Source organism: Idiomarina sp. OXR-189, assembly GCF_034373425.1.
GTDB lineage: Bacteria > Pseudomonadota > Gammaproteobacteria > Enterobacterales > Alteromonadaceae > Idiomarina > Idiomarina zobellii.
Genome location: NZ_CP139706.1, coordinates 1,262,015 through 1,284,416 on the forward strand (window position 1 = coordinate 1,262,015; position 22,402 = coordinate 1,284,416).

The 22,402-nt window shown below is 46.5% G+C and carries 26 protein-coding genes and 2 tRNA genes; 15 read left to right on the plus strand and 13 right to left on the minus strand.

What is annotated here, in order from left to right; translation table 11 throughout:
• Window positions 1–20: 20 nt before the first annotated feature.
• The 3 genes from UM402_RS06230 to UM402_RS06240 are packed head-to-tail and all read left to right on the plus strand — an operon-like array spanning window position 21 to window position 1,704.
• Window positions 21–539 carry a biliverdin-producing heme oxygenase gene (locus UM402_RS06230; RefSeq protein WP_058579224.1) on the plus strand — a complete coding sequence of 173 codons (519 nt, stop codon included), beginning with the start codon at window positions 21–23 and terminating at the stop codon, window positions 537–539.
• The gene (locus tag UM402_RS06235; protein WP_268762562.1) at window positions 533–667 is read left to right on the plus strand and encodes a hypothetical protein; all 135 of its coding nucleotides are present in this window, start codon (window positions 533–535) and stop codon (window positions 665–667) included. The genes UM402_RS06230 and UM402_RS06235 overlap by 7 nt, the downstream gene beginning before the upstream one ends.
• Entirely contained in the window at window positions 667–1,704 is a 1,038-nt protein-coding gene (locus UM402_RS06240) for a Fic family protein (protein ID WP_053953577.1), read from the plus strand. Before UM402_RS06235 ends, UM402_RS06240 begins: the two co-directional genes overlap by 1 nt.
• Window positions 1,705–1,713: 9 nt before the next feature.
• Here UM402_RS06240 and UM402_RS06245 read toward each other — a convergent pair.
• Window positions 1,714–1,790, minus strand: a tRNA-Pro gene (locus tag UM402_RS06245).
• 82 nt (window positions 1,791–1,872) lie between these two features.
• On the minus strand, window positions 1,873–3,516 hold the full coding sequence (locus UM402_RS06250) for a DUF3413 domain-containing protein (RefSeq protein WP_053953578.1): 1,644 nt from the start codon (window positions 3,514–3,516) through the stop codon (window positions 1,873–1,875).
• A 67-nt stretch (window positions 3,517–3,583) separates the two neighbouring features.
• Here UM402_RS06250 and yejK point away from each other — a divergent pair, with 67 nt between their 5' ends.
• Entirely contained in the window at window positions 3,584–4,627 is a 1,044-nt protein-coding gene (yejK, locus tag UM402_RS06255) for a nucleoid-associated protein YejK (RefSeq protein WP_053953579.1), read from the plus strand.
• 74 nt (window positions 4,628–4,701) lie between these two features.
• Here the strand turns inward: yejK and cspD are convergent, their stop codons facing one another.
• Entirely contained in the window at window positions 4,702–4,917 is a 216-nt protein-coding gene (gene cspD, locus UM402_RS06260) for a cold shock domain-containing protein CspD (RefSeq protein WP_053953580.1), read from the minus strand.
• 217 nt (window positions 4,918–5,134) lie between these two features.
• Here cspD and clpS point away from each other — a divergent pair, with 217 nt between their 5' ends.
• Window positions 5,135–5,443 (plus strand): ATP-dependent Clp protease adapter ClpS, encoded by a 309-nt coding sequence (gene clpS / locus UM402_RS06265; RefSeq protein WP_053953581.1) that lies wholly within the window; start codon window positions 5,135–5,137, stop codon window positions 5,441–5,443.
• A gap of 26 nt (window positions 5,444–5,469) precedes the next feature.
• Window positions 5,470–7,737 (plus strand): ATP-dependent Clp protease ATP-binding subunit ClpA, encoded by a 2,268-nt coding sequence (clpA, locus tag UM402_RS06270; RefSeq protein WP_053953582.1) that lies wholly within the window; start codon window positions 5,470–5,472, stop codon window positions 7,735–7,737.
• A 50-nt stretch (window positions 7,738–7,787) separates the two neighbouring features.
• Here clpA and infA read toward each other — a convergent pair whose 3' ends face one another.
• The 5 genes from infA to ald form a co-directional block, all read right to left on the minus strand.
• Entirely contained in the window at window positions 7,788–8,006 is a 219-nt protein-coding gene (gene infA / locus UM402_RS06275) for a translation initiation factor IF-1 (protein ID WP_053953583.1), read from the minus strand.
• 27 nt (window positions 8,007–8,033) lie between these two features.
• The gene (locus tag UM402_RS06280; RefSeq protein ID WP_058579223.1) at window positions 8,034–8,744 is read right to left on the minus strand and encodes an arginyltransferase; all 711 of its coding nucleotides are present in this window, start codon (window positions 8,742–8,744) and stop codon (window positions 8,034–8,036) included.
• Window positions 8,729–9,454, minus strand: coding sequence for a leucyl/phenylalanyl-tRNA--protein transferase (gene aat / locus UM402_RS06285; protein WP_058579222.1), 726 nt, complete (start codon window positions 9,452–9,454; stop codon window positions 8,729–8,731). The genes UM402_RS06280 and aat overlap by 16 nt, the downstream gene beginning before the upstream one ends.
• Before the next feature lie 7 nt (window positions 9,455–9,461).
• On the minus strand, window positions 9,462–10,421 hold the full coding sequence (trxB, locus tag UM402_RS06290; protein WP_058579221.1) for a thioredoxin-disulfide reductase: 960 nt from the start codon (window positions 10,419–10,421) through the stop codon (window positions 9,462–9,464).
• A 160-nt stretch (window positions 10,422–10,581) separates the two neighbouring features.
• Window positions 10,582–11,709 carry an alanine dehydrogenase gene (ald, locus tag UM402_RS06295; RefSeq protein WP_053953587.1) on the minus strand — a complete coding sequence of 376 codons (1,128 nt, stop codon included), beginning with the start codon at window positions 11,707–11,709 and terminating at the stop codon, window positions 10,582–10,584.
• Window positions 11,710–11,852: 143 nt separating this feature from the next.
• On the opposite strand from ald, the gene lrp reads away from it, so the two are divergent.
• The 6 genes from lrp to serS all read left to right on the plus strand — a co-directional run bounded on the left by lrp (window position 11,853) and on the right by serS (window position 18,433).
• Entirely contained in the window at window positions 11,853–12,344 is a 492-nt protein-coding gene (lrp, locus tag UM402_RS06300) for a leucine-responsive transcriptional regulator Lrp (protein WP_058579220.1), read from the plus strand.
• 73 nt (window positions 12,345–12,417) lie between these two features.
• Complete coding sequence (locus UM402_RS06305; protein ID WP_058579219.1) at window positions 12,418–14,799, plus strand: DNA translocase FtsK; 2,382 nt, start codon at window positions 12,418–12,420, stop codon at window positions 14,797–14,799.
• 3 nt (window positions 14,800–14,802) lie between these two features.
• The gene (gene lolA, locus UM402_RS06310) at window positions 14,803–15,405 is read left to right on the plus strand and encodes an outer membrane lipoprotein chaperone LolA (RefSeq protein WP_058579218.1); all 603 of its coding nucleotides are present in this window, start codon (window positions 14,803–14,805) and stop codon (window positions 15,403–15,405) included.
• A gap of 59 nt (window positions 15,406–15,464) precedes the next feature.
• A complete protein-coding gene (locus tag UM402_RS06315) occupies window positions 15,465–16,751 on the plus strand; it encodes a replication-associated recombination protein A (RefSeq protein WP_322295466.1) in 1,287 nt (428 codons plus the stop codon).
• A complete protein-coding gene (crcB, locus tag UM402_RS06320; RefSeq protein ID WP_058579216.1) occupies window positions 16,744–17,133 on the plus strand; it encodes a fluoride efflux transporter CrcB in 390 nt (129 codons plus the stop codon). The genes UM402_RS06315 and crcB overlap by 8 nt, the downstream gene beginning before the upstream one ends.
• Before the next feature lie 7 nt (window positions 17,134–17,140).
• Window positions 17,141–18,433, plus strand: a complete 1,293-nt coding sequence (gene serS / locus UM402_RS06325) for a serine--tRNA ligase (RefSeq protein WP_058579215.1) — start codon at window positions 17,141–17,143, stop codon at window positions 18,431–18,433.
• Between the two features lie 8 nt (window positions 18,434–18,441).
• On the opposite strand, the gene UM402_RS06330 is transcribed toward serS, so the two are convergent.
• The 5 genes from UM402_RS06330 to UM402_RS06350 all read right to left on the minus strand — a co-directional run bounded on the left by UM402_RS06330 (window position 18,442) and on the right by UM402_RS06350 (window position 20,452).
• Complete coding sequence (locus tag UM402_RS06330) at window positions 18,442–18,771, minus strand: TusE/DsrC/DsvC family sulfur relay protein (protein WP_058579214.1); 330 nt, start codon at window positions 18,769–18,771, stop codon at window positions 18,442–18,444.
• A 5-nt stretch (window positions 18,772–18,776) separates the two neighbouring features.
• Window positions 18,777–19,043 carry a hypothetical protein gene (locus UM402_RS06335; protein ID WP_058579213.1) on the minus strand — a complete coding sequence of 89 codons (267 nt, stop codon included), beginning with the start codon at window positions 19,041–19,043 and terminating at the stop codon, window positions 18,777–18,779.
• Window positions 19,040–19,357 (minus strand): DsrE family protein, encoded by a 318-nt coding sequence (locus UM402_RS06340; RefSeq protein WP_058579212.1) that lies wholly within the window; start codon window positions 19,355–19,357, stop codon window positions 19,040–19,042. Before UM402_RS06340 ends, UM402_RS06335 begins: the two co-directional genes overlap by 4 nt.
• 4 nt (window positions 19,358–19,361) lie before the next feature.
• The gene (gene tusD / locus UM402_RS06345) at window positions 19,362–19,706 is read right to left on the minus strand and encodes a sulfurtransferase complex subunit TusD (RefSeq protein ID WP_058579211.1); all 345 of its coding nucleotides are present in this window, start codon (window positions 19,704–19,706) and stop codon (window positions 19,362–19,364) included.
• A 77-nt stretch (window positions 19,707–19,783) separates the two neighbouring features.
• Window positions 19,784–20,452 carry a Bax inhibitor-1/YccA family protein gene (locus UM402_RS06350; protein ID WP_053953598.1) on the minus strand — a complete coding sequence of 223 codons (669 nt, stop codon included), beginning with the start codon at window positions 20,450–20,452 and terminating at the stop codon, window positions 19,784–19,786.
• Window positions 20,453–20,684: 232 nt separating this feature from the next.
• On the opposite strand from UM402_RS06350, the gene UM402_RS06355 reads away from it, so the two are divergent.
• From UM402_RS06355 to UM402_RS06365, 3 genes are all read left to right on the plus strand, one after another.
• Window positions 20,685–20,776: transfer RNA gene (locus UM402_RS06355), tRNA-Ser, on the plus strand.
• Window positions 20,777–20,902: 126 nt separating this feature from the next.
• Window positions 20,903–21,697: a thioesterase family protein gene (locus tag UM402_RS06360; RefSeq protein ID WP_058579210.1), complete on the plus strand. Its 795-nt coding sequence runs from the start codon at window positions 20,903–20,905 to the stop codon at window positions 21,695–21,697.
• Window positions 21,698–21,701: 4 nt separating this feature from the next.
• Window positions 21,702–22,295: a DNA-3-methyladenine glycosylase family protein gene (locus UM402_RS06365; protein ID WP_058579579.1), complete on the plus strand. Its 594-nt coding sequence runs from the start codon at window positions 21,702–21,704 to the stop codon at window positions 22,293–22,295.
• The last annotated feature ends 107 nt before the right edge of the window (window positions 22,296–22,402 follow it).

Below are 22,402 nucleotides of genomic sequence, written 5' to 3' on the forward strand. Positions count from 1 at the left end.
GAAATAATTAGGAGAAGTTTTTGACGTCCTTTCCTTTATTAAATGAGCTTAGAACAAAGACTCAAGAACTGCACAGTAAACTTGAGCGAGAGTCTTGTTTTGCTGACTTGATGAAAGCCGATATTAGCTGTGGACAGTATGTTGCGGCGTTAAATAGCCTGAATACTTTTCTGGCAACACTTGAGCCTGCTATAGAAGCTTATTTAACAAAGAGTGACTATGTGTATAAGCCACGACTTTGGTGCGTTCAGAGCGACCTAGAGGCTTTGGGCCACCCTCCAGTATTGGACACACCCCGACGAACAATGACTGACACTGAGGCTATAGGGGCTGCATATGTTATTGAAGGCTCGACTCTGGGCGGAAAAATACTTCATAAAAGACTGCAAAAACAGGATTTCATTGCTAATGCTAACGCCCTGAGCTACTTTAGCTTTTATAAGGAAAATACTTGGTCAGATTACATTAATTGGTTGGAAAAGCAGTCACTGCAGCCATGCAGAATACGCTGGGATATGTGCAGGGGCAATAAGTGCTAGATAGTGAAAGAAAAGCGGCTATTAACTTAGCTGAAGATGAAACTCGCACTCAACTGATAAAACGTGTTGATGATGCGCTGTACGATGCGAAAGAAAATGGGCGAAACAGGGTGGTGACCGCAGAATAATGATAAATACCGAGGGCGCGTTGTCGACACAAAGCATTAACCTGGTTGCTGATGTTAGTAAAAAGCTCGGCTATTTGGAGTGTTTGCTTGAAGATGCTCAGTCTGAACAAGTTGGGCTTAGTGACGTTTCGCGTCAGAAAAAGCTAAATGCCTCTATTGGTATGGACTTAAACGCAACGCAGCTTAACGGCGTGTCTTTAAGCGAAGCTTATGAGTCGCATTCGCGCTGGCGCATAGGCTCTGATGAGAGTCTTCGGGATGCTCATAGACAAACTTTCGCTGCCGTGACGCCGGAAGCCGGCAGTTATCGTTCCACGGGCATGGGTATTTACCAATATAACAAGCTGGTTCATACCACCGCGCCCGCCGGGCAAGTGCCTAAGCAACTCCGCTCATTACTTGAGTGGGTGGAGCAAGCGGACGAGCATCCGCTAGTTAAAGCCGTCATATTTTTGCGTCAATACGAATTCATTCAGCCTTTTTCTATTGGGAATAGCAGTATTGGCCATTTGTGGGTCAGCCTAATTCTTGAGCAGTGGCATGGTTTGCTGCGTTGGCTTAACTTTGAAACTAAGTTAAAAGAAAAGCGTAGCGAATATTATGACTGCTTAAGGTTGTCTATTGGCAATAATGACCTGAGTGTCATGGTTGAGTTTGTACTGAACCGTTTGGATGAGGCTTTCGATGAACTTCTGGATAGCGTTAAAAAGACACTAACGGAACACGATAAACCTGTAAATTCGATGAAAGCTTCGGTAATAAGTTCGGATATAAATTCGGAGAAAGGGCGTTTTCACGAAATTAGGCCTTACTTTACCACTCGTGAGAACATTCTTGCGTTATTACAGGAACATCCAGAGTGGAGTGCCGCACGATTATCAGAAGTGCTCGGAATTTCTGACCGTGCTGTCGAAAAGCACATTTCCAAATTAAAGTCTCGCGGGCAATTAAAACGTGTTGGCTCAGCAAGAGGCGGATACTGGCGAGTTGTTGCGCCGTTGAATGAACAGTTAGGTTTGCTTCAGGGAGATAGTTAAAGGAAGAATTGGTCGGCGTGAGAGGATTTGAACCTCCGACCCCTGACACCCCATGACAGTGCGCTACCAGGCTGCGCTACACGCCGACCGAGGGAAGCTATCTTACTGTATTTGACGTATTACGCAAGCCTCAGAAGCCTTTTAGCTGCTCAAGTGCTTCTATTTTCATCAATTACCTGACTCTTGAGTTTCGGTAAAGCGTTTAAGGTCTTTTAATGCGTCTATTAAAACCGGAACCGGTGGTTCAGAGCCTTTTTTCAAAGTAAATTCAGGGCTGCTGTAGACGTTAAACTGGCCACTATTATCCAAAATCGTTATTTCCGCTTCGTCATAAATAACAATATAAGGACTGTAGGTTTCGATAAGCGGCCAACGAGGCTTCTGAGAGTGTAAACTTTCACCGTTGGTGTAGTTTTTAAAAGACCCTGCGCAGGCAATGCGATCATCCATAACAGTCGGAATAATATCCATTAAACCGGCAATAGGTTGCTTAGGAAGCTCTAGGTTCGATTGCCACAAGGGGACAGTCATGTTTGCAAGTGCAAACTGCTCCTTGCCTAACAATCCGGACTGCTCCTTAGGCGACAAATAACTGACCAAAACTTGATGTTGTCGCGCTTTAGTGAGAATGCCTGATAACTGATCAGTATTGTCTTCTGTCAGCAGTATGACATTAATGCGCTGATTATTGCGGCCCGTAAAGCTTTGAAGACTCTCTGTACTAATTTCATCAGTAAACTGTGACAGGCTGAGCTCATCAGTATTCCACTGTTCACTGAGGTACCAGTTCATTTCAATATTAAAGTCGTTCAAAGGTTTCAAATAAGCAGGCATTACTTTCTGACGTTCAATTGTATCCTGATAAAAATCGGGAAGTCCGTATAGAAACTGAAACAAGCCGCCTTCCTGCCGGGGGTGGGCAAGCATAGTTACCTGTGTTTGAGTTAAGCCTGAGCCTGCCAGAGCAGCATTGATGTTCTCGCTATATTCATTAAACAGAATAATTGTCGCAGGCTGTTCAAAGTCTTTCTTCGAGCATAAAAGCGGCTGCTTAGGGTACTTCAGTTTAATTTTATCGGTCGCCATAAGCATCTGTTGACGAGCCTGATAACTCTCAACATCAATAACCCCGTGTTTCGCCATAAGCGTTTTTGCTGTGGTCGGGTAGGACAATGGGAACATATCGTCCTGTTGGGTAATGGGGGTATATAAAGACGCGTCTGCCCAAACGTGGACGCTATGACTCACAAAAAAGCACAGGACAAATACTGCTGTTGCCGGTGCACCTATTTTTTTACGCTGCAAGTCACTCAAGCGTTTCCAGGCAAGGTTAGCAAGTAGCAACTCGATACCGACAATTAACAAGAACCCTAACAGCACTGCTGAAATTATAACGAAGCTAGCCCCGGTAAATACGGCTTCAGCGTCTTTAGTCATTTGAGCCAGAGAATAGGTGTTTAAGTGGTAGCCGTACTGTCTAAAAAATAAGGCGTCGGCAATAAGAGCGATAAGCCCAAACGAGGCGACTAACGCCGCTAAGCCGCGCAGAACCTTTGAGTAGGGCACAATAAGACAGAGCGGGAATATAAGAATAATGAAGAACACGAAGGGCAAAAAGGCAAAATGCCCAAGCCAACTCACCAGCATATATAAGGTGCCAATAGCACTCGGTGACTCTGGCGATGCCTCAACATAGAGCAAACCAATGAATAAACACAGAATAATGTTGGCAAACGTAAACCAATGCCCCCAGCTAATTAGCCGTGCTATTTTGTCCCGGCGTTGGTATTTTCCGCGTTGGTCCTTTCCCATTGTCTACCAGTCTCGTGTTACAATCCGCTTATAGTAACACAGCAAAACAGCAAGGATAGTCCCTGATATGCAATTGCGAATTGAAGAAAGTATTATTCACCAGTTTTACCAAAACGATGGTCAGGTTGGCTTACGATTAGCCCCTTCAGCATTGAATGAAGACGAGCAATTGCATGATTTACTGGTTGAGTTAACGGACGTTTATACCAGTAAACCGGCTAAAGGTTACGCCAGTTTTCTGACCGAAACCGACGAAGGTGATGCCAGCCCGTTTCCGGAGCAACTGAAGTCCTGGTATGACAAAGAGCTCGACTTTGTTGAGTTCAGTCAGCAGTCGGCCAAGCTATTATTAGAGCAGTTGCAAAGTTATAACTTATTGGAAGCTGGCTTTTTACTGATAACCCGTTATCAACACTTAAGTTCAGAATACCTGTTGGTATGCTTCTTACCGGTAAAAGAAGGCGTCACGATAAGCCCGGATTTAGCGGTTGACCGTTCATCACAGCTGGACATTAGTAAAGTGCAGCTGGCTGCGCGTATTGATTTAACCGAGTGGCGCACGGCGCCCGATGCTGAGCGCTATATTTCCTTTATTAAAGGACGTGCGGGTCGCAAAGTCTCAGACTTTTTCCTGGACTTTCTGGGGTGTACCGAGCGTGTGAATACCAAAGAGCAAACTCAGCAGTTGGTTGATACTGTTCAGGAATACGCGAAGCAGTCAGGGCTTGAAGCAGAACAGCGCCAGGCATTAAATAAAACAGCGTATGAGTATTGTGACGAACAGTGGAAGCAGGGCGACTCGGTAAAAATTAAAGACTTGTCGGAGCAGTTTGCAGAACAGTATCCGTCAGATAACTCTTTTGAAATGTTCTCTAAAGAGTTTGCCGAGCAGCGCGAAAAAGAGATTGCCGACGACTTTCCGGCCGATAAGTCGACGCTAAGAAAATTAGTTAAGTTCCAAGGTCAGGGCGGTGGTGTCAGTGTCGGTTTTGACCACACAGTATTGGGTGAGCGAGTTCATTATGATCCAGCAACCGATACTTTGACTATAAATGGAACACCGCCGAACTTGCGTGATCAATTACGTCGCTATTTTGGTATCGACAGCTAGGGTTATGCGAGTTAAGCAAAAATAAAGGCGCAGAGTGTGAGTCCGCGCCTTTATCTTGTTTAGAGTTACCTCGGTTATTTTTCAGTGGAACCGGGGACAATGTTGGAGGCGTGTAGGCCTTTAGGGCCTTCCTCTAATTCGAACTCAACAGGCTGTCCAGCTTTCAGAGTGCGATAACCTTCCATTTCAATGGTCGAGTAATGTGCGAAGATATCGCCTTCGCGATCTTCGCTCTCGATAAAGCCGAAGCCTTTCGAATTATTGAACCATTTGACTTTTCCGGTAGCCATACATCTACTTCCTTCTTTTGCAACAGACTATGTTTATTATTATTGGAGGTGTTAACTTGAAATTAAGCCGTTCAAACACCATCTTTAACTCTAGGTGACATGAGTTATTAGTCAAGCTTTTTTGGTTAAAAAATGCGCTCTGTTGTTAAAATTTTGAGTGGATTTTTGCAAGTAATTACGAATTTTTAGACTACAATTTATGATAGGTTGTTAACAAATGAGTCAATTTGACCAACAACATCTTAGCGACACAGAGGAAAAACAAGAGCTCAAGCCACCGTCCATGTATAAAGTCATTTTGAACAACGATGACTTCACACCCATGGATTTTGTGATTGAAGTGTTGATGAAATTTTTTAAGATGGATCAGGAAAGAGCAACAGATACGATGTTGCAGGTGCATTATAAAGGTAAGGCCGTTTGCGGTGTTTATTCTGCGGAAATCGCCGAAACAAAAGTAGTACAAGTCAACCAGTACGCTCGCGAAAATCAGCACCCATTGCTTTGCACAATGGAACAAGAGTAAGTGAGTGAGACGGTAAGGAGTGGTGTATGTTGAACAAGGCCCTTGAACTGACGTTGAATGATGCGTTTCGGCTGGCACGAGAGCGCAGTCATGAGCTTATGACTGTCGAACATTTATTGGTAGCGCTGCTGGATAACCCAGACGCGTCAAAAGCGCTGCGCGCCTGTGGGGCTAATTTTCAACAACTGAAAGAAGAGTTGTTGAGTTACATTGACCGCAGTACACCGCTATTTGGCCCGGACGAAGAAGAGCCGGACACACAACCTACATTAGGCTTTCAGCGCGTTCTGCAACGTGCCGTATTCCATGTACAGTCGTCGGGCAATGCCGAAGTAACCGGAGCCAACGTGTTGGTCGCTATTTTCAGTGAACAAGAGTCCCAGGCGGTCTATTTGCTGAATAAGAACGATATTACCCGTTTGGATATCGTGAATTATATTTCGCACGGCATTTCGCGTATCGATGAAGAGCCGGCGGAAGAGTCGCTGGAAGATGAAACCATTGAAACTCAGCAGGAAGAGCAACAAAGTTATCTGCAGAAGTTCTGCACTAATCTAAACGAGCAGGCCAAAGAAGGAAAAATTGACCCGCTGATTGGGCGTGATTACGAGGTAGAGCGCTGCGCTCAAATTCTTTGTCGCCGTCGTAAAAACAATCCGCTACTGGTGGGGGAAGCCGGCGTTGGCAAAACCGCCATTGCAGAAGGCTTGGCGTATCGTATCGTCAAAGGTGACGTGCCGGAGATATTGCTGGACGCGAAAATTTACTCGCTGGATATGGGCGACTTGCTGGCCGGTACCAAATACCGGGGCGACTTTGAAAAACGCTTTAAGCTGCTATTAAAAGAGCTACAAAAGCAAGAGCACGCAATTCTGTTCATCGATGAAATTCATACCATTATTGGGGCAGGTGCCGCCAGTGGTGGGGTGCTGGATGCCTCTAATCTAATTAAACCGTTACTGTCTAGCGGTCAGCTAAAATGTATTGGCTCGACCACTTATAACGAGTTTAAGAATGTCTTCGAGAAAGATCGTGCGTTAGTACGTCGTTTCCAAAAGGTAGATGTTGTAGAGCCGTCCGTTGAAGACACCACAAAAATTCTGATGGGCTTGAAAGATCGTTATGAAAGTCATCATGGCATTCGTTATACCCAGCCAGCGATAAAAGCAGCGGCAGAGCTGTCAGCTAAGTACATTAATGAACGTCATTTGCCAGACAAAGCCATTGATGTCATGGACGAGGCGGGCGCATCACAGCGTTTGCTGCCACCGTCGAAGCGCCGCAAAACGGTGGGTGTATCTGATATTGAAAATATCATTGCGAAAATTGCACGAGTGCCTGAGCAGTCGGTCTCTCAGTCTGATCAGGAAACGCTTAAACAGCTCGACCGCAACTTGAAAATGGTGGTATTTGGTCAGGACGAAGCTATTGATAAATTAACAGCGTCTATTCGCTTGTCCCGCTCAGGTTTGGCGAACGAGAATCAGCCTATTGGTTCGTTCTTATTTGCAGGGCCTACCGGTGTCGGTAAGACGGAGGTCACTCAACAACTAGCCAAAGCTATGGGTATAGAGTTACTTCGTTTCGATATGTCGGAGTACATGGAACGCCATGCGGTCAGCCGTTTAATTGGTGCGCCTCCTGGCTATGTAGGTTATGAGCAGGGTGGCTTATTGACCGACGCGGTTATTAAGAACCCGCATTGTGTTCTCTTGCTGGACGAACTGGAAAAAGCGCATCCGGATGTCTTTAATATCCTGCTACAGGTTATGGACAACGGTACGCTTACCGACAATAACGGCCGTAAGGCAGACTTCCGCAATGTAATTATCGTCATGACCACTAATGCTGGTGTTCGTGAAACAGTAAGAAAATCCATTGGCTTTAAGCAGCAAGACCACAGTCACGATGCGATGGCGGAAATCAATAACACCTTTACGCCAGAGTTCCGTAACCGTTTGGACGGAGTAGTGTGGTTTAACCACCTGACACCGCAAGTGCTGGAGCAAGTGGTTGATAAATTCATTTGCGAGCTGCAGGCTCAACTGGATAAAAAAGGTGTATCACTGGAAGTTGACCCAAGCGCTCATGCCTGGATAGCTGAAAAAGGCTATGACAAGGAAATGGGGGCAAGACCAATGAGCCGGGTTATTCAGGAGCACCTGAAAAAGCCGTTAGCCAATGAAATTCTGTTTGGTCAGCTGTCAAAAGGTGGCAGTGTCAAAGTGAGTGCGTCGGACAAAGATGAACTTAAATTTGACTACGACAGCAACAATGAAACGGTAGAGAGCTAGAAGAAGTGCTTAAGGCCGGTTCGGTTGAGCCGGCCTTAACCCCGAACGGATTAACGTGCGCGGAAGACGATGCGGCCTTTTGTCAGGTCGTATGGAGTCAACTGAACCGTTACTGTGTCGCCCGTTAAAATGCGGATATAGTGTTTACGCATTTTACCGGAGATGTGCGCAGTAACCACGTGGCCATTTTCCAATTCTACGCGGAACATTGTGTTGGGAAGTGTTTCCAGAACCGTTCCCTGCATCTCTATATTGTCTTCTTTCGCCATTAAAATCCTCTGATTTCTGTTAGTAGCCTAAAGTGTGTGCGATTTTAGCGCTTTTTTCCAATGATTGCCAACCAGTCGTTCATATGGGGCAAAGCGAGTTTTGTAATTCATCTTATTACAGGCATCTATTTGATAGCCTAAATACAAATATTCAAGCTCTTGCTGTCGACTGTATTCAATTAGCTGCAAAATGGCATAGGTGCCCAATGAGCGCTTGTGAGCCGCGGGATCAAAAAACGTATAAACAGCTGATAGCGCATGAGGAGTTTGATCTGCTACTGAAACAGCCAGTAAGTTTTCGTCGTTGTCCCGCCATTCCAGAATAAGTGGCGTCATCCAGTCACAGGATACCCAACGCCAGAAGTTAGCCGGGTCGGGTGGGTACATTTCGCCGTCAGAGTGGCGCTGCTCGATAAACTCGCAAAATAAGCGGCTGTGCTCTTTTGTTGGTTCAAGCACAACGTTTAATGATAAATCTTTATTTTTGTTTGCTATGCGTTTTTGGTTTTTGCTGGCAACAAATTCGTTAACTATCACCCGAAGTGACTTACACGCGCTGCACAGCCGGCAATGCGGACGGTACACATCGTTATGACTACGCCTAAAACCGTTCGCCATAAAGTACTCATAGGCTTCAGGGTTTAACCGCTGGTGCTCTTCCGGCACAGCGACAATAAGCCGTTCTTGCTTATCGCTCAGGTAGTTGCAGTGAGACTCCCGTGTTAATCCGAACTGCATGTGGTTACCTCTGAAAACTCGAGTACTCTTGGCAACCAGAATTGGCTAGGCATAGTTGCGCTTTGAGAGCTGTGTAATTTAACCAGAAAACGTTCACGGGACAGTTCTCGTGCTCCTAATGAAAATAAGTGAGGGTTGCCAACCTGGCAGTCAATCAGTTCACCGCCGCTTTTGTGGAAGGCATTGGCAAACTGAATCAAAGCAATTTTTGAGGCGTTAGTGGCGGTGTGAAACATACTTTCACCGCAGAACGTTTTGCCAACCGAGACACCGTACAAACCACCCACTAGCTGTTCATCCAGCCAAACCTCAACGGAATGAGCACAGCCCAGACGGTGCAGGTTGATATACGCATCCATCATTTCATCCGTTATCCAGGTGCCTTCATTGTCGGCACGTTGGCGGGCACAAGCATCAATAACCTCGGCGAATTGGTTATTAATGGTCACTCGCCATGGCTGCTTACGGGCCGCCTTTGCTAACGAACGACTGACATGAATATTGTCCGGATAAAATACAGCACGCGGATTAGGGGACCACCACAAAATAGGGTCGTTGTCTGAAAACCAGGGGAAAATACCGTGTTGGTAGGCATAGAGTAATCGCTCAGCCGATAAGTCGCCTCCAACAGCGAGGAGCCCGTTAGGCTCGTGTAGTGCTGTCGCTGCAGGAGGGAAGCTTATCGATAATGGATCAAGCTGAACGATCACTGTCGTATCAGGACTTCGTTAACGCATCCAGATAGCGTTCAGCGTCGAGCGCCGCCATACAACCAGTGCCGGCAGACGTAATAGCTTGACGATAAACATGATCCATAACGTCACCGGCTGCGAATACGCCAGGTACGCTGGTCGCTGTTGCGTTACCTTCTAAACCACTTTGGACGGTGATGTAGCCATTTTGCATCTCCAGTTGACCGTCAAAAATACCGGTGTTCGGTTGGTGACCAATGGCAATAAAACAACCTGCAACGTCCAGCTCCTCGGTGCCGCCAGTTTGTGTATCCTTAATACGAACACCTGTTACGCCCGCGTCGTCACCTAAAACCTCGTCTAAGGTTTTGTTCAAGTGGAAGGTGATGTTGCCGTTTTTCTCTTTTTCGTGCAGACGATCTACCAGAATTTTCTCAGCGCGGAACGTATCACGGCGGTGAATAACGTGAACTTCACTGGCAATGTTAGACAGGTAAAGGGCTTCTTCTACCGCCGTATTACCGCCGCCAACAACACAGACTTTTTGTTTCTTATAAAAGAAGCCGTCACACGTTGCACAGGCTGATACGCCTTTGCCCATAAAGGCTTCTTCAGAGTCTAAACCTAGATACTTAGCTGATGCGCCAGTACTGATAATCACTGAGTCCGCGGTATATTCACCCACATCACCTTTCAGTTGGAAAGGACGCTTGGAGAAATCGACACTGTTAATATGGTCAAACACAATTTCAGTGTTAAAGCGCTCTGCGTGCTGCTGCATGCGAACCATCAGGTCAGGGCCGGTTAAACCTTCAGCGTCGCCAGGCCAGTTTTCAACGTCGGTGGTGGTGGTTAACTGACCGCCTTGTTGCATACCGGTCACCATGACCGGGTCTAAATTAGCGCGTGCCGCATAGACTGCTGCAGTATAGCCCGCTGGGCCTGAACCTAAAATTAATAACTTACAATGCTTGGCGTCTGCCATCGATAACTCCTGACTGCTTGTATTCTTTTAATGTAAGATAACTAGTGTATGGGGACTGATTGTAGGGTTTGCAAGCGTGTGGAACAAGTCAAAAATAAAAAAGCCCCAGTGAAGGCATTCACCAGGGCTTTTTAGAAGCTTCTGAGTCGTTAGGGATCTATTAACCCTGTAACGCTTCCCGCGGATCTTGATAGTCAAGGCCTAACTGTTCACCTAAGTCATCGTGAATCGCTTTGTAGGTGATTTTACCTTTGTGCATGTTCAGACCTTTCAGCAAGTGGTCGTTCTCCAGCATTGCTTTCACGCCTTTGTTTGCTAACGCAATACCATAAGGCAAGGTTGCATTATTCAGTGCGATAGTTGAGGTACGAGCCACGCCGCCCGGCATGTTTGCAACACAGTAGTGAACCACATCATCAATGACATAAACTGGGTCTTGGTGAGTCGTCGCTTTTGACGTTTCAAAACAACCGCCTTGGTCGATAGCTACGTCAACCAAGACAGAGCCTGGCTTCATGTTTTTAATGTTTTCACGAGTCAGAAGTTTCGGAGCAGCCGCGCCTGGAATCAGTACCGCGCCAACAACTAAGTCTGCTTCGCGCGAGTATTTGTCGATAGCATCAACGGTTGAATAAACCGTTTGTACGCGTCCAGCGAAAATATCGTCCAGCTCACGTAAACGAGGCAGTGAACGGTCTAAAATAGTGACTTCTGCGCCAAGGCCAATCGCCATTTTCGCTGCGTTAGTACCAACAACACCGCCACCAATAATTAAGACTTTGCCCGGAGCAACGCCTGGTACGCCACCTAATAAAGTACCGCTGCCGCCGTGAGCTTTTTCTAAGTAGTGTGCACCTGCCTGAATTGACATACGGCCAGCAACTTCACTCATTGGTGCTAACAGAGGTAACCCGTTGCGGTTATCGGTGACCGTTTCATAAGCAATAGCGGTACAACCAGCCTTACCCAATAACTCAGTTTGAGTTGGGTCAGGAGCCAAGTGTAAGAAGGTATAAAGAATTTGGCCTTCGCGCAGCATTTTGCACTCGTTTGGCTGAGGTTCTTTCACCTTAACAATCATGTCAGCGCGTTCAAAAATCTCTTCAGGCGTATCGACAATGCTTGCGCCTGCTTCTGTGTATTGTTCGTTCGTAAAACCAATAGCGGCGCCGCCATTATTTTCAACAATAACGTCGTGGCCATTTTCAACATATTCGCGAACTGCAGCAGGGGTTAATCCGATGCGATATTCGTGGTTTTTAATCTCTTTTGGTACACCAATTAGCATTGTCTGCCTCTTACTTAGTTAACGGTTTTCGGTGAAATAATTTGGCGCAAATTATAGACGCAAACCTAAGTGCATGAGTTACTTTTTTTAAGTTATTTTTTAGTGTGATATTCTATTAATAATTACTTTTTCAGAGATTTATTATGTTTAATGCTGAAATCCCCACAGAAATCACTGTTGATAAAATAGACAGGAAGATCTTACGCCTGCTGCAAGACGATGGCCGCATGTCGAATGTCGAGTTAGCTAAGCGGGTTGGACTGAGTCAAACCGCTTGTTTAGAGCGGGTTCGTAAGCTAGAGCGTGAGCAAGTTATAGAAAGCTATCATGCCAAAATAAACCCTGCTAAATTAGGGGCTAACTTAATGGTGTTCGTTGAAATTACACTGACACGAACATCGGCCGATGCCTTTGCTGAATTTAGTGAAGCGGCACGTAAAACTGGCGAGATTCTCGAGTGCCACTTGGTTGCCGGAGACTTCGACTTTTTGATTAAAGCTCGCGTGCCCGATATGCGGGCCTACCGAAAGCTACTTGGTGAAACCCTATTAATGATGCCAGGCGTTGATGAGTCTCGTACTTATGTTGTTATGGAAGAGGTCAAACAAGAAAATAAAGTATTAGTAAAGGGGTAACATTAGGGCTGACATTCGCTACAATCATGTAATTATTAAAAACAATAACTAACGAAGGCGCTACAACAGAATAATGACAGGTGTACAGAGAGTTCTAGAAGCCGGACTGCTTGTTAGCGGGGCTTTAGCTATTTTTATTTTCTTGTCCTTAGTCAGCTTTAATCCGGCTGATCCTAGTTGGTCGCAGACAGGCTATGAGGGCAGTATTCATAATGCCGGTGGTGCGGTTGGCGCCTGGGTGTCTGATGTCCTGTTGTTTGCATTCGGTTTTGTTGCATACCTTATTCCTTTTGGGTTTGCGGGCTTAGGCTATTTGTTGTTCCGCAAAACCTACCACTTACTGGAAATGGATTATTTGGCGGTCAGCCTTCGGATGATTGGGGCGTTACTAGCGCTCATTGGCGCTTCTGCGCTTTCTTCCATTAACTTTGACGACATTTATTACTTCTCCGCCGGCGGAGTTATTGGCGACGTGATTGCCGCGTCACTCTTGCCGTACCTGAACTTTGTCGGCAGTACCTTATTATTACTCACGTTTTTTTTCACCGGTATAACTCTGGTTACCGGTATTAGTTGGCTGCAAGTGGCTGACAAGCTGGGAGAGTGGGCTATTGTCGGCGTTTTGTGGTTGGTCGACAGAGTGAAACAGACCTGGCAAAAACGTGACAGCAACGATGACGAAGGTGAGCCAGAAGAGAACTCTACGGAAGCTTTAACTGATAACGAAGACAAAGAGACAAAATCGTTAACCAGTGATTTATTCGGCGCAGATAAGCAAGAGCCTGTATTAAGCTTGCCGTCAATTAGTGCGGTCGACGAAGAAGAGGTGGTGGAAGAGGAAAAAGCACCGCGCTTTAGCAAAGAGGCCGCCGAACGCAAGAGTCAGGCGAAAGCCGCAAAACAGGATGATAAAAGTGACGAGCCTGAAGTCGCAGAAAGCGATGTTGACCCCGAGGTGTTACCACCTTTGCCGTCAATTGAGTTACTGGACCGTCCCAATAAAAAAGAAAACCCTATTACGCAGGATGAACTTGACCAAGTATCGCGAACGGTTGAAACCGTGTTAAAGGACTTTGGTGTCGATGTTCGCGTAGCGCATGTTCAGCCAGGGCCGGTCATTACTCGCTTTGAACTGGACTTAGCGCCGGGCGTTAAAGTGTCTAAAATTTCTAACCTGGCTAAGGACATTGCCCGAACCTTGTCGGCTGTTGCCGTGCGTGTGGTCGAGGTTATTCCCGGGAAGTCATACGTAGGGCTAGAATTACCGAATAAGCACCGCGAAATTGTGCAGCTGAGCGAAGTTATCAATAGTGACCAATTCGGTAATAGTCAGTCGCCACTGACAATGATTCTCGGTAAAGACATTGCCGGCAAGTCTGTGGTTGTCGACCTGGCTAAAATGCCGCACTTATTGGTTGCGGGTACGACCGGTTCGGGTAAATCTGTGGGTGTGAACGTCATGATTCTTAGCTTGCTTTACAAGAGCACTCCGGAAGACGTTCGCCTGATTATGATAGACCCCAAGATGCTTGAACTGTCAGTTTATGAAGGCATTCCACACTTATTGACGGAAGTGGTTACCGATATGAAAGATGCGGCCAATGCGCTGCGTTGGTGTGTCGGAGAAATGGAACGCCGCTATAAGCTGATGTCAGCCTTAGGGGTACGTAACCTAAAAGGCTATAACGCTAAGGTAAAAGCGGCAGAGGAAGCAGGGGAGCCGCTGCGGGACCCTATCTGGAAGCCGGGTGACTCAATGGATGAGTTACCGCCTGTTTTAGAAAAGCTACCCAACATTGTTGTGGTTATTGATGAATTTGCCGACATGATGATGATTGTTGGTAAAAAAGTCGAAGAGCTTATTGCCCGTATTGCTCAAAAAGCACGTGCTGCCGGTATTCATCTTATTTTGGCAACACAGCGTCCGTCAGTCGACGTTATTACCGGTTTAATCAAAGCGAATATTCCAACGCGTATTGCGTTTCAGGTGTCGTCAAAAGTCGACTCTCGTACTATTTTGGACCAGCCCGGCGCTGACCAGTTATTAGGGCAGGGCGATATGCTTTACTTACCACCAGGAAGTGGCTCCCCAATACGAGTGCATGGCGCTTTTGTTGATGATCATGAAGTGCATGCCGTGGTGAAAGACTGGAAGAAGCGCGGTCGTCCTAACTACCTGGAAGAAATTCTCTCAGGTGATCAAGGCGAAGAAGCGTTATTGCCGGGCGAGCAACAGGAAATGGATGACGCCGAGTCAGACCCGCTTTATGACGAAGCGGTTGCTTTCGTCACAGAGACGCAACGAGTGTCGGTGTCGAGTGTTCAGCGAAAATTCCGTATTGGTTATAACCGCGCTGCACGCATTGTCGAACAAATGGAAATGAGCGGTGTCGTAAGTAGTGCAGGTAATAACGGCCAGCGCGATGTTCTGGCACCTAAACCACCAAGGGACTAATTCATGAAAGCAGTATGGTTCGCCGCCGTTATGGCGGTATCAATGAATGCATTTGCCAGCGACAATAACTCGGATAAACAGGAGCTACAGCAGCTGTTAGAGCAAACTCAAAGTTTATCGGCAGAGTTCGAACAGCAAGTGAAAGACGAGCAGGGCAATGTTCTGCAAAGTTTAAGTGGCACTATGACGTTAAAGCGCCCGGCGAATTTGTATTGGCACACAATGCGCCCCGATGAAACGGTGATGGTCGCAAACGGAGAGAAGGTTTGGTATTACAACCCGTTCGTAGATCAGGTCACTATTTATGCGCAACAGGACATGGTTGATAACAGTCCGCTATTGTTAGTATTAGACAGTAATACCAACCAGTGGCAGAACTACTCGGTAACTTATACTGATGAACGTTATCTTGTTAAGCATAACAATGATAACAGCCAGTTAGAGTTGGCTTTCGACGGCAATAAGCTCAAAGAAATTACTATGGTACAAGCGCATGGCGAGCGTACTGAACTGATGTTGAGCGACGTGGCATTAAATACTCAAATTGACGACCAGCAATTCACATTTAAAGTGCCGGCTGGTGTCGATGTGGACGATCAAAGCTAATCGTTGTGGCCAGCCTTGATCTAGATTTTCAGCCTGATTTCAAACCCCTCGCGGCGCGCATGCGTCCGCAAACCATTGAAGAGTATGTCGGGCAACAGCATTTATTAGCGCCCGGAAAGCCGCTGCGAGTGGCGGTTGAACAAGGTCATTTGCATTCAATGATTCTCTGGGGGCCACCGGGCACCGGTAAAACCACCTTAGCTGAGCTCATTGCTACTACCGCCAATGCCACTGTCAGTCGTATCAGTGCGGTTACCTCCGGTGTAAAAGACATAAGACAAGCCATTGAAGAAGCAAGGCAGGTTGCCCAACAGCAGGGACGCCGAACGATTTTGTTTGTCGACGAGGTGCACCGTTTTAATAAAAGTCAGCAGGACGCATTTTTACCACATATTGAAGACGGCACCATTGTGTTTGTTGGTGCGACGACAGAAAACCCCGGCTTCGAATTAAACAATGCGTTGTTATCACGTGCACGGGTGTATCGCTTGCAGGGGCTTTCAAAAGCAGACCTTGAGCTGGCCTTAAACCGAGCGCTGGAAGATACAGAGCGAGGCCTGGGGCAGCGTGGATTAAGGTTAGAAGGTGAAGCCCGGGCAAAGCTGTTGGATTTAGCCGGTGGTGACGCTCGACGGTTGCTGAATTACCTTGAAGTAGTGGCCGACTTTGTTGAAAGCAGCAGTCAGCCTATTACGCCTGAGCTAATTACCGCCGCTATTGGTGAAAAGGCCACCGCATTCGACCATCAGGGTGACCATTATTACGATATTCTATCAGCGTTTCATAAGTCGGTACGGGGCTCTTCGCCAGACGGTGCCTTATATTGGTACGCGCGCTTATTAACAGGTGGCGGTGATGCTCTGGTTATAGCACGTAGGTTATTGGCTATTGCCTCTGAAGATATTGGTAATGCCGACCCAAGAGCCCTGCAGTTAGCGTTAAATGCCTGGGATACGTATCACAGAGTAGGGCCGGCAGAGGGCGAAAGAGCCATCGCTCAGGCTGTTATTTATTGTGCTTGTGCTGCTAAGAGTAATGCGGTGTACAATGCGTTTAAAGGGGCACTCAGGGCGGCAAAAGAGCACAGCGATGCGCCGGTACCGGAACACCTACGCAATGCACCCACTAAAGTGCATAAAGAGCAGGGCTACGGTGCTGATTACCAATATGCGCACAACTACCCAAATGCTTATGTGCCCGGTGAACGTTATTTGCCGTCAGAACTGGCTGAAACGCAATTTTATCAGCCCGAGCCGCGCGGCTTAGAAATTAAGTTGCAGGAAAAGCTGCGCTGGCTACAGGACATGGACGCTAAGTCAGACTGGAAAAGGGAGCCCGATGAATAACCTACTGCTGCATTTTTTCTGCGTTGCTGCCGGCGGAGCCATTGGCGCCTCGGGACGTTACGCTATTAGCCTTGCGATGCAATCATTTGGGCTGCGGGCATTCCCTTTTGCGACGCTGACCGTTAACATATTAGGCTCGTTTTTATTGGGACTGTTACTGGCGTATGGACAACAACAATCGCTGTCAGAAACAACCCGCTTATTCCTTGGTGTTGGGGTTTTAGGCGCATTTACAACCTTTTCAACGTTCTCGGTTGAGGTTGTGACGCTGGCCAGCCAGGGCGAAATGCTAAAAGCCGCCTTACACATAGGCTTAAACGTAATTATCTGTATTGCTGCTGTTGTTGCAGCAATGATGTTGTACTCAACAACGGTTAAATAGGACACTCATGCTAGACGCTAAATACTTCCGAGAGGAATTAGACAATACCGCAAAGGCACTTGCTAAAAGAGGCTTCGACTTAGACGTTGCTAAACTCAGCAAGCTTGAAGAACAACGTAAAGAGGTACAGGTACGTACTGAACAACTTCAGGCTGAACGTAATAGTCGTTCCAAAGCGATTGGTAAAGCAAAAGCTGCCGGTGAAGACATACAGCCTTTATTGGATGCGGTGAGTGATTTAGGTGACCAGCTGGATAGCGCGAAAGAAGAACTTAAAGCGATTCAGGAAGAGCTTAACGGCATTATTATGGGTGTGCCTAACCTGCCAGCAGACGAAGTGCCGCAAGGTGAAGATGAAAGTGAAAACCAGGAAGTACTGACCTGGGGAGAACCTAAGTCTTTTGACTTTGAAGTAAAAGATCACGTTGATCTTGGCGAAGCCTTAGCTAAAGGTATGGACTTTGAAGCTGCCGCGAAATTAACAGGGGCGCGCTTTGTTGTCATGCGGGGTGGCATTGCTCGCCTGCATCGCGCACTGACTCAGTTCATGCTGGACTTGCACACACAAGAGCACGGTTATCTAGAAACCTACGTGCCGTATATGGTGAATCAGGATTCTTTGCTGGGAACAGGGCAGTTACCGAAATTTGGTAAAGACTTATTCCACATTGAAGGGGAGTCACAAGACCAAATTCCAATGTCACTGATTCCAACGGCCGAAGTACCGTTAACGAACCTATACCGTGACGAGATAGCCGACGAAGACGAACTGCCGCTTAAATTTACGGCACATACGCCTTGTTTCCGCAGTGAAGCCGGCTCTCATGGTCGAGATACCCGTGGCCTTATCCGTCAGCATCAGTTTGATAAAGTCGAGCTAGTTTGGTTAGTAAAACCTGAAGAATCAATGGACGCGCTAGAGCAACTGACCGGGCATGCTGAGACTGTGCTGCAAAAGCTTGAACTGCCGTATCGTAAGGTATTGCTTTGCACTGGCGATATGGGCTTTGGCGCCGCTAAAACTTACGACTTAGAAGTATGGTTACCAGCGCAACAGGCGTACCGTGAAATCAGTTCTTGCTCAAATATGCAGGACTTTCAAGCGCGTCGTATGCAGGCTCGCTTCCGTCGTAAAGGTGCAAAGAAACCAGAGCTTATGCACACATTGAATGGCTCGGGTTTAGCAGTAGGCCGGGCGTTAGTTGCTGTACTGGAAAACTACCAACAGGAAGACGGCTCAATAGTTGTGCCTGAAGCCCTGCGGCCTTATATGGGTGGCCTTGAAGTTATTAAGGGCTAAGGTTAACCCTAAATGCATTTAGCCGGTTTCGGCAGGCCCGCAATTCGTGTGGCCTGCTTAGCCGGGCCTTTCGGGAACAATTTGTAAAGGTAACGACTGTTGCCTTTATCTTCTCCCAACTGCTTTTTCATGGCTTTCACTAAAACACGCATAGCCGGACTGGTATCGAATTCTCGGTAAAAGTCTTGTACAAAATTGACCACTTCCCAGTGTGCCGGTGTCATATCGATGCTTTCAAGCTCCGCAATATGCAGGGCCAGCTCTTCATTCCAGTCATTAATATTGGCTAAATACTCGTGCTTGTCGGTTTCGTATGTTTTACCGTTAAATTCAATCATGCGGACTACCAGGTCATTTGCTGCTGAAAACTGAGAACCAGTTCAACCCATTCTTCGTCCGATTTTACCACAAGGTAATTAGGTTCGGTCGCTTTTGAGCTCTCGATATCGCCTTTACGAGCATAAACAGTTTGCGCTACTGGCGAGCTGTCAGGAAGTGTTTTTAGAGCTTGTTCTGACACTAAAAACGCATCGTCTTGCCCAAGCAGATGGCTGTGCATTTCTAACCATGCTGACAGTGAATTGTCCCGTATCCAATGCAAAGTTTTCATGAGAACTGCAGCACCTCGTCAAACTGATTCAGATGTTGTTTCAGCTGTTCCGTTTTAATAGTGGTCACTTCAATATTTGCCGGAAGGGCATCAATGTCTATGTCTGAGTTTGAACACAGAGCAATAGGCTCAGCATCTAATAAGTCCAACATAGCGTACCGCTTTGACGGTGCTTTCACTAATACATCAGTGGCGCTGTTAATAAGGATAAGTTGTACCGGTGTGTCGAAGCTCGCCAGTGCGAGGGCGACATCGAGTGCTTCGGTTGCTGTGTTCGGGTTATTGCTGCTTTGTACTATGGCTATTTTTTTCATGGGACTAAAATTGTAATGTCCGGTCACTGGTGGCTATGGCTTTGGATAGGGCGGTGAGTCCTGTAGTTTCAAAGCTAGGATGAAACTCATCTATACCAATGCGCTCAGCCACGGTATGGCAAACCACCAAGGGGGTGCCAGATTGGTTTTTAAAATCACTCCATTGCTGAATCAGCTTCTCGTTTTCTGCAGGTGTTTGCGCAACGGCATGATCAACCGCTTGTCGGTAAAAAAACAGGCAGGTTATTTCATGTCCTTGCTTAATAGCATTCTTTGCAAAGGTTAGAGCATCCAGTGAGCGTTTCTGATTCGACGCCGAGCTTTGCAAAATAAGAGTGAGTTTAGCCACGTTTTTCCAATAGTTAATAGCCTATATACAAAAACGCCCCGCATTGCGGGGCGCATTACATTATGTGTAAATGACGATTATTCGTCGCCGCCAAATGCCATTAGTAATGTTAGCAAATTGACGAACAGGTTATAAATAGACACATACAAAGTAACTGTCGCTAAGATGTAGTTGCGCTCGCCACCGTTAATAATATCGCTGGTTTGCCACATAATCAGCATAGCCATCAATGGAATCATTATTGCTGACAATGCTAAGTGCAGAGCTGGCATTTGGAAGAACAGGTTAGCAATAGCGGCAACAATAACCATGATGATACCGGCAGTTACTAAACCACCTAGCTTGGACATGTCTTTCTTAGTCGTCAGAACATAAGCTGAGGTAGCGAAAAAAGTAAGTGCGGTACCGCCGAGGGCCGTAGCAACCATTTCGCCGCCGCCTGGCATTGATAGGGCCATATTAATAATTGGACCTAAGGTGTATCCCAGGAAGCCTGTCAGGCCGAAGGTGAAGACCAAGCCCATAGCACTGTCTTTGGTTTTATAAACACCAAACAGCAGACCAAAATAACCAACTAGGGTTAAAATCAACCCTGGGTGTGGCCAGTTCATTGCACTGCTAATAGCTGCAACAACGGCACTAAAGGCCAAAGTCATTGCTAATAGGGTGTAAGTGTTACGTAGTACTTTATTGACGGCCAGTGCCGATTCATTCTGACCGACATATACCTGACTGCGATTGTTCATAGATTTCTCCGTGTTGAACTACTGTCTGTTAAGACGCTTTATTATTAAAAAAGTTTCCTAAATACTACAGCATAAATGGGGTGTTAGGGCAGTAATTTCCAGTAAAAAGTAGACAGTTTGTCTAATAAACGCCCAAACAGTACCTTTATTTAAATTTTTCCTTTACAAGCGGAATTTAGGTCTTTAATATTCGCATCGTTTTCAACGACACAGTCATTGAAAACAACAATTCGGAGAGGTGGCAGAGCTCGGTTGAATGCACCTGACTTGAAATCAGGCGTGGGTTCATACCCACCGGGGGTTCGAATCCCTCCCTCTCCGCCAAATTTAGATGAAAAAGCCCGACTCATTGAGTTGGGCTTTTTCATTTCTGCCATTACATTCTTGTCATTCCCTTTTTAAATAGTATCCTAATCAGTAATTCAAACAGTTGTTTAACAGGGAAGCGATATGCAGTTTCACGAGACTTTAGCGTTAATTGAGAGTGACAAGAACAACCAAACCATTACCTTACCTGAAGGCTGGGCACAGGGGCGGGCATTTTTTGGTGGTTTTAGTGCCGCTGTTGCTGCGCAATTTCTTCTGCAACAGTTTCCGGAAGACTATCATCTGCGCAGCTTTGCTATTTCTTTTGTTGCGCCGGCAACGCCGGGAGATGCAACTTTAAATTATCGAGTGCTCCGTCAAGGTTCCTCGGTATTGCAGGTTGCCGTTGAACTCACTCAAAATAATGAAGTGATGCTTGCTGGTTTAGCAAGCTTAGGTAAAAGGCGTCAGTCTTCAGTGTCTGTTAGTGGTGAAACACCGCCAGACTTAAAGACTGTTAACGACGGCCCGGGCTTGCCAGAGGCTGATATTGTCCCTGAATTTGCGAAGAACTTTGATTATCGAATTACCTCCGGAGGAATGCCGTTTAGCGGACAACCTGGAAGAACCTTCGGTGGTTGGGTACGCTTCAGAAACGAGCAGCAGAAACTGACCATAGCGGCTATTTTAGCGTTAGTGGATGCCTGGCCACCGGCCGTGTTACCACACTTAAATCAGCCAGCGCCCGCATCGTCGCTCACCTGGACTATTGAGTTTCCTGATAAGCCGTTAGCAGACTTCAGTACTCATGACTGGTATCAGTATGAAGCTTTTATCGAGCATGCTGAAAACGGTTACGGTCATAGTCGGGCCGGTCTTTGGTCAGACAACGATGAGTTATTGGCAATAAGTCGTCAAACCTTTACTGTGTTTGCTTAACTTTATGCAAACGACGGCACAATCTATAAAACAACACCTTATTGATACCCAACCAGGGTTTGATTTGGTGTTGTTGCAATTGCCTGAGCGTGCGCCTCTTAAACCTTCAAATACGCCGGTCATTGACGCCTTACCGCGAATTATTATTCGGCAAATGCTGTCGCTTAAAGCGTCGGCAACCATTATTGAACGTGCGGAGCAAGCTGCACAGTCGTTAGACCTACAATCGATAGCTTACCTGCCAACCGATAGCTTACTAAATTGTGGCGTGAGTCGCACAAAAGCGGCAGCAATTCAAAGCGTTGCTCATTGCCAGAAAACCGAGCCTGAGCGGATTGCAAATTGGGCAAGCATGACATCAGAGGCGCTTGTTAGTGATGTGACTAAGCTTAAAGGTATTGGTCCCTGGACTGCATCGATACTTGCTATGTTTCACTTTGCGCATGAAGATCTTTTTCCCATTCAGGACTCTTCATTACGAAAAGCTATCAGCCAACTGAAAGATCAGGATGTTTACATTATTCCTGAAAGAGCCAGTCCGTATCGTAGTTATTTAGCCTGTTATTTGTGGGACATGTTAGATCAAGCAAGACGATAAAGCCCACGCCAAACGTGCTCTGTAAGAGTAGCGCATAAAACCATCGACGTACGAATACTGCAAAATTGCTGGTTATTGTAAAGATTTGTAAAAGCAAGTTGCGAGGC